Consider the following 6667-nt stretch of genomic DNA (forward strand, 5'->3'; position numbering starts at 1 on the left):
ATCTACCCTATGGGTCTGTTGATCCGGCCACTGGATCTATAAATCATAAGCACAGGCTACCACCCGGGAAGGGCTTTCCATGCGAGAATATCTTCTGGGCAACGTGGCAATCGCAAGAGGGATCCTGGAGGCCGGTGCAGGTCTTGTGGCCGGATATCCAGGAACCCCATCGTCTGAGATCATAGATACCCTTTCAGGTATCGCATCCAGGTATGACATCCATGTCGAATGGTCTGTCAATGAGAAGGCTGCTCTTGAGGTCGCAATAGGCGGGTCCTGGGCCGGAACGCGATCCGTCGCGACGATGAAGCACGTCGGCCTGAATGTAGCAGCCGACCCGTTCATGACGCTGGCGTATCTAGGGGTCGACGCCGGGCTCGTAATAGTCTCTGCTGATGATCCTTACTGCCACTCGTCTCAGAACGAGCAGGACACGAGGCGGTATGCGCAGTTCGCATCTGTTCCCTGCCTCGATCCCGCTGACCCGCAGGAGGCGAAGGACATGACGGTCTACGCATTCAGCCTATCAGAGCGTTTCAGCGTGCCGGTGCTCCTCCGCCCCACGACACGCGTATCGCACGCGAGATCTGATGTGGAGCTCGGCGAGATACCTGATGGCAGGAGAAGGGGCCGTGGATTCAGAAAGGATCCTGCGCGGCGTGTCTCCCTGCCCGTAAATGCGAGGCGTCTCCACAGGGAGCTGATCGATAAGCAGAGGGATATCGAGAGAGAGCTCGAATCCGCCCCCTGGAACAGGCTTGCGCTGAGAGGGGATGTGGGTGTGATAGCCTCAGGCATAGCGGGTCTCTACGCAGAGGAGGCTCTGGCAAATCTTGGTGAGGACCTCTCCCTGCTACGTATAGGCACATATCCAGCTCCATCGCGCATGATCGAGGAGATCGTGAAGCACACATCCAGGGTCATGGTGGTCGAGGAGCTCGAGCCGGTCATTGAGGAGCAGGTCGAAATGGTGGCGAAACGCTTCAATCCGGAGCTGGAGATCCTGGGGAAGAGAAGCGGTGATATCCCCAGAGCTGGCGAACTGGATCTCCTCACGGTGAGAAATGCGATCGCCAGGATGCTCGGCATGAGCGTTACAGTGCCTGGAGATCTCCCCGGCGCTGAGATCGTCCCGCCCAGGCCGCCATCGCTCTGCCCTGGATGCGGGCACAGAGCTGCATACTACGCCATGCGAAAGGCCTTCGGAAAGGACGCGATATACACAAACGACATCGGATGCTACACCATTGGGGTCTCAATGGGCACCGTGGACACATGCCTGTGCATGGGCGCCAGCATCACAATCGGCTCAGGCATAAGGTTCGGCGGCGATGAGCGCCCGGTTTGCTGCTGCATAGGCGACTCGACATTCCTGCATGCTGGGATGACAGGATTGTTAAACGCAGCATACAACAGATCCAGAATGACCGTGGCGATACTAGACAATTCGACCACAGCGATGACCGGCCACCAGCCACATCCCGGTACAGGAATCACAGCGACAGGCGAGGAGAGTGTGCGCATCTCCCTGGAGGGGATCGCGAAAGCTCTCGGCGCGGGCCATGTCGAATGCGTTGATCCGTACAATCTGGAGGAGAGCATAGGCGCCTTCACGCGCGCACGGGATTTCCCCGGGCTCTCTGTGGTCGTATCGAGAGCACCATGCAGGATACTCCTCAGAAGGAAGGGCGAGAGGTTCAGGCGCTACAGGGTCACCGATGAGTGTGTGGGATGCAGGCAGTGTGTTGAGTTCAACTGTCCGGCCATAGAGTTCGATGAGAAGGCGGCCATCAACCAGCTCTGCACCGGATGCGGGGTCTGTGCGCAGATCTGCCCGAAGGGCGCGATAGAGGTGGTGAAATGAGAACATCGAAGTGCGATATGGTGATTGTTGGTGTTGGTGGACAGGGCGTGATTCTGATCTCGGAGATCATAGGAAGGGCAGCGCTCAGGGCGGGCATTCCTGTCAGAGCTGCGGAGACACACGGCATGGCACAGCGCGGCGGTAGCGTCATAAACCACACGCGTCTCGGATGCGTCTACGGCCCGATGGTTCCCGAGGGCGGCGCTGACATCCTCCTGGCTCTGGAGCCGGCTGAGGCCCTCAGGTACGGAAGGTATCTCTCCCGCGGCGGAGTCGCTCTGGTGAACACAAAGCCCGTGCTCCCCACCACGGTCACCACGGGCCAGTTCAGGTATCCGGAGATTGAGGAGATACTTGCTCCGCTGAGAGGCATCGCACGCGTGATACCCATGAATGCAACAGAGATCGCGGAGAGGGCCGGAAGTTCACAGGCGGCAAACATCGTGATGCTCGGAGCCATGTCCAAGTTCATGCCGATCGGGGAGGCTCTGGTCCTGGAGGCGCTAAGGGACTCAGTTCCAAGGAAGTACATCGATGTCAACCTGAAGGCCTTCGAGCTGGGAAAGGCTGAAGTATCCGGATAGCTGTATTTTTTATTATGGAGATTAACCCCGATAAAAGGAGCGATGAGCCCGAGATCCCAGAGGTCATGCCCGACGAATCATGGCCAACGGATCGTCTCATAGAGGCCACCAGAGACAGGAACATGCTCGTCAGGTCGAACGCTGTGAGCATTCTCGCCACCAGAGACGGGCCGGAGGTCATCGAGGCCCTCATCCAGGCGATGAGGGATGAGGATCATATTGTGAGAAGCAACGCGATGGTCAGGCTCTCCGAGAGGGGGGCGGCAGTACTCGATAGAGTTCTTCAGGCCCTGGATGACCCGGACGAGAATATACGGGCCGGGGCTGCATGGGTGCTCGGTGAGCTGAAGGATCCCAGGGCGATAGAGCCGTTAAAGAACGCGATGAGCGATGAGAATATTGTCGTCAGGATCCAGGCGAGGGCGTCGCTGATGGCGATGGGGGTCGTTGGCCAGAAGAAGTGACATAGAGCAGCAGGGCGCAAAATCTCCCCCGGAGAGAATGTCACCGGTGGGGCGCATAGGGTCGGCGGCTCCGTTATCTGTGGATTTTATGGATTGCCCTCCCTGCGGGTGTTTGTTTTGGAATGTGATGCGCGTCCGGCCGCCTTGGCCGACGCGGTTTTTTCGCATTTCACTCGAGCAGATCCTCGGGTATCACTCCTGTGAGCGATTCTATTCTGCGCTCTGCGCTCTCAATCTTAGAGCTGCAGATCCTCACAAGACGGATGCCCCGCTCGAATAGCTCCAGGCTCTCGTCGAGCGATAGCCTGCCTGACTCGAGCTCCCTGACGATCTCCTCCAGCTCGTCCAGAGCGCTCTCAAGGGATTGCTCCGATATCTCAACCACGCTCCTTCACATTCCAGGCCGAGTTATGTGTCTCAAACAGCCGGTAGCGGGTCCTGCAGAGGCACATACTGCACCGCCGACGCTGTTTTGAGATCTCCCATTGTGCGGCTGCGCTGACAGCACTGGATATTATCTGGACTTAATGTGACTTCCTCCCTTCCCCTGAAGGGGAAGGGCTTCCTGCGCTTCGACTTTGTCGAAGCCTCTCGATTGTATCGAGAGCCGTCGAAGCCCTTCGACGAAGTCGAAGGTTTCATAGATCCTGTTATCCAGTATGCTTCTACTAACGTAGAAGCAGCGGCTACTTCAGTAGCCGCTTCTCCACAGGCACTACCCCTCAGTCCGAGGGTGAGAATGTTCAACGCTGCATTATGATCTCTGTCCAGCTTGATCCCGCATCGCGGGCACTCGTGGACTCGATCCTCAAGCGTTTTCGGTACGATGATACCACAACCTGAGCACCGCTGTGACGTATATCTGGAATCGACCAGCTCAACAGACTTACCAGCCCTTGCAGCCTTGTAAGTCGTGTATTGAATCAATCGACCCCAGGAGTGATCTAAGATGTGTTTCGCTAGGCTGTGGTTCCTGACCATGCTCTTGATATTCAGATTCTCAAACACTATGAGATCCGCTTTATCCACGATCTTCTTAGAGATCTGATGCAGAAACTCATTTCTGAGATTCCTGATCTTCTTATGGATCTTAGCGACCTTCAGCTTCTGCTTGATCCAGTTCTTCGAGCCCTTGATCTTCCGAGAGAGACAGCGCTGTGCAGCAGCCAGCTTCTTCTCCATCCGTACGAGATATCGCGGGTAGCTGAACGTCTCGCCGGTTGAGAGCGTTACAGCGTTCTTGATACCTACATCGACGCCTATCGCAGTCTCAGGCTCGACCTTCGGCGGTTCCTCTTCTGTATCGGTGGAGAAGATCGCATACCATGCACCGGTGCTGTCGCGCTTAATTGTGCATGTCTTGATTTTGCCCTCGATCTCTCGATGCTTGAATATCCGGATGGCACCTATCCTGGAGAGTATCAGTTTTGAGCCATCCAGCCTGAATCCGCTTTGCGGATACGTGAACGACTTGTACCATCCTCGGCCCTTGAACCGTGGATAGCCTGGTTTCTCTCCGCTCTTCACCCGCCTGAAAAAGTTCTGAAACGCTCTGTCAACACGTCTGAGTACATCCTGGAGAACCTGTGAGTGAACTCCAGCAAAGTTTCCTCTCTTCTTCTCGACTACCAGCATTGTAGCCTGATCCTTGTACGTCCGGCTGATTTTTTCGTTGCTGTATGCGTTCTTCCTATCTTCAAGCGCCCAGTTATATAGCTGCCTGCAGGTCTCCAGAATCTCCTCTAAGCGCTTGGCCTGATCCTCAGTCGGATACAGCCGGAACTTGTAGGCAGATCTCATTTCCCTCCCAAATGAAGACTAGCCAAAAGTATATCTAGTTATCCCGAAATCGTACGGCATTCATCCCTCCCCTGAAGGGGAGGGGTCTTCTGCCTGCTCTTCTATAAATCTGTTTGTCCAATGATTAGCAGTGTACTCGAATCATTGAGATCAACAGCATGTGACATCGCTGACTCCATGAGGTAATGCGCCTAAAGGGACTGTTCCAGTGATACGAGTAAACGATCGAGGCTCATCCAAACGAATTAGTGGAATGTTTAGAATGGCGAAAAGAGAAGCTTCAACGGTACCGAAAATCCAGCTCAATCAAGCTTTCCGATAATTAGCGGAGATGAGCCACGATCGATAGTTCCAACTGCATACAATTGGAACGGCGGCGATATCATGACTCCACAGCTCAGTCTCCTGAGAGAAAGTTTTATCTCCGATTACAGACTCGATCTCCTCGCGCGCCGGGATAGGGTAGTGGTCATCCTGCGGGACTGTGGATCCCTCGAGCCGGGTTCGAATCCCGGTCCCGGCCTAGGAATATCGCTTTTCGCTGCTGTGTTGGATTACCTCCCGTGATGACGTCTCAAGATATCGATTCCGGTCTATTCTCCATGCATTCCTGAAATCGTTTTCTGCTTGCGGATTTTCATGACTTATCCAACACAGCACTTTTTGCGCGTTACCGCTTCTTTTGGTCCTGTTTGCATGATGGATAGACCGCAGATCACTCCACCGCTCAGCGGCCTGCATGTGCCCTTCCATCGAAAAACGGCGCTCTTCTCCTCACAGCCTCCACGATCAGCATCTCGATCTCATCCGGATCCGTCGATCCTATCTCCAGCAGATTGTCGTTTCTCAGGAGGCATGGCTTCAGCCTTCCATCGGAGGTCACCCTTAGCCGGTTGCAGTGAGCGCAGAACTCAGTGTTGTCCATGGGCCTGACGATCTCAACAACAGCGCCTTTAATAAAGTACTTCCTGCGCCTGTGCATCTCTCTCGTCAGAACCCCATCCGCCTCAGCCTCAAGCATCCTCTCAACACTCTCCAGATCACCCTTCGGCCCATCCCCGAGCAGCTCGATGAGCTGGAGGATAATGCCGTTCTTCCGGGAGAACTCGATCATATCCGGGATCTCGCACTCGTTCTCCCTCAGAACGACCATGTTGAGCTTTACAGGTCGCAATCCCGAGATCAGAGCAGACTCAATCCCGCAGAGAACCCTCTCCAGATCGCCCTCTCTGGCGCCGGTGATGCGCCTGTACCTCTCAGGATCCAGCGAGTCCAGGCTTATGTTAGCTCTCGAGAGCCCGGCTGCTGCGAGCCGGTCAGCCCGCTCCTTCAGATATACACCATTGGTGGTGATCGAGATCTCGATCCCGGGCGCGACCTCCTTGAATCCGGCTATCATCTCCTCAAGATCAGTGCGCATCAGCGGCTCTCCTCCAGTTATCTTAACACTCCTCATGCCGAGACGTGATGCAGCGCTCACCACATTCACCGCCATCTCCCTGGAGATCTCGCGATCTGCCGGCATCTCACCCTCATGATGACAGTAGATGCATCTGAGATTGCATCTGGATGTAACTGACATGCGCAGACCTGTGACCTTACGTCCGTATGGGTCTATGAGGACCATTGTGCTGAAGAATCGGCTGATACTATTTAGCGGATTTGCTGTGCACTGCTGTGCTGGGGAACTTTCTCAAAATCACGTCTCCAGATGTCGATTCCGATCTATTCTCCACACATTCCCGGAATCACCTTCTGCTTGCCGATTTTCATTACTTATCCAACACAGCACGGCGAGAAGCTTCTGGAGACCAGAGAACGACTCGACTCGCTCAGAGCCAGGCTCCAGAGTGTGGGTACCAGGTCTGCTAAAAGGCATCTCAAGAAGCTCTCCGGCAGGATGAAGCGATTCACCAGGGATGTCAACCATCGCATCTCCAGGCATATAGTCGCGA

Annotated in this window: 6 protein-coding genes, 1 tRNA gene and 1 pseudogene; 5 read left to right on the forward strand and 3 right to left on the reverse strand. The window is 55.1% G+C overall.

The genetic code is table 11. The features are described 5' to 3' along the window. Nucleotides 1–79 precede the first annotated feature (79 nt). From iorA to QFX31_RS07645, 3 genes are read left to right on the forward strand one after another with little or no spacing between them, the layout of a single operon-like run. Nucleotides 80–1864: an indolepyruvate ferredoxin oxidoreductase subunit alpha gene (gene iorA, locus QFX31_RS07635; RefSeq protein ID WP_348531516.1), complete on the forward strand. Its 1785-nt coding sequence runs from the start codon at nucleotides 80–82 to the stop codon at nucleotides 1862–1864. After that, nucleotides 1861–2448, forward strand: a complete 588-nt coding sequence (gene iorB / locus QFX31_RS07640) for an indolepyruvate ferredoxin oxidoreductase subunit beta (RefSeq protein WP_348531517.1) — start codon at nucleotides 1861–1863, stop codon at nucleotides 2446–2448. Before iorA ends, iorB begins: the two co-directional genes overlap by 4 nt. 14 nt (nucleotides 2449–2462) lie before the next feature. After that, nucleotides 2463–2912, forward strand: coding sequence for a HEAT repeat domain-containing protein (locus tag QFX31_RS07645; RefSeq protein WP_348531518.1), 450 nt, complete (start codon nucleotides 2463–2465; stop codon nucleotides 2910–2912). 169 nt (nucleotides 2913–3081) lie between these two features. Here the strand turns inward: QFX31_RS07645 and xseB are convergent, their stop codons facing one another. Both xseB and QFX31_RS07655 read right to left on the reverse strand, forming a co-directional pair. Then, a complete protein-coding gene (gene xseB / locus QFX31_RS07650; RefSeq protein WP_348531521.1) occupies nucleotides 3082–3288 on the reverse strand; it encodes an exodeoxyribonuclease VII small subunit in 207 nt (68 codons plus the stop codon). Between the two features lie 41 nt (nucleotides 3289–3329). Then, nucleotides 3330–4712, reverse strand: coding sequence for a transposase (locus QFX31_RS07655; protein ID WP_348531519.1), 1383 nt, complete (start codon nucleotides 4710–4712; stop codon nucleotides 3330–3332). 451 nt (nucleotides 4713–5163) lie between these two features. On the opposite strand from QFX31_RS07655, the gene QFX31_RS07660 reads away from it, so the two are divergent. After that, nucleotides 5164–5235 (forward strand) — tRNA-His (locus tag QFX31_RS07660). 204 nt (nucleotides 5236–5439) lie between these two features. Here the strand turns inward: QFX31_RS07660 and moaA are convergent. After that, nucleotides 5440–6339: a GTP 3',8-cyclase MoaA gene (gene moaA, locus QFX31_RS07665; RefSeq protein ID WP_348531520.1), complete on the reverse strand. Its 900-nt coding sequence runs from the start codon at nucleotides 6337–6339 to the stop codon at nucleotides 5440–5442. Nucleotides 6340–6504: 165 nt separating this feature from the next. Between moaA and QFX31_RS07670 the strand changes: the two are divergent. After that, a pseudogene (locus QFX31_RS07670) lies at nucleotides 6505–6667 on the forward strand (RNA-guided endonuclease TnpB family protein); the annotation flags it as partial.

The sequence above is a fragment of the Methanothrix sp. genome, assembly GCF_030055635.1.
Taxonomy (GTDB): domain Archaea; phylum Halobacteriota; class Methanosarcinia; order Methanotrichales; family Methanotrichaceae; genus Methanothrix_B.

Bases quoted from the DNA above. Each gene is read 5' to 3' on its own strand.
- iorA (WP_348531516.1), top strand. From the start codon at position 80: ATGCGAGAATATCTTCTGGGCAACGTGGCAATCGCAAGAGGGATCCTG.
- iorB (WP_348531517.1), top strand. From the start codon at position 1,861: ATGAGAACATCGAAGTGCGATATGGTGATTGTTGGTGTTGGTGGACAG.
- QFX31_RS07645 (WP_348531518.1), top strand. From the start codon at position 2,463: ATGGAGATTAACCCCGATAAAAGGAGCGATGAGCCCGAGATCCCAGAG.
- QFX31_RS07655 (WP_348531519.1), bottom strand. From the start codon at position 4,712: ATGAGATCTGCCTACAAGTTCCGGCTGTATCCGACTGAGGATCAGGCC.
- moaA (WP_348531520.1), bottom strand. From the start codon at position 6,339: ATGGTCCTCATAGACCCATACGGACGTAAGGTCACAGGTCTGCGCATG.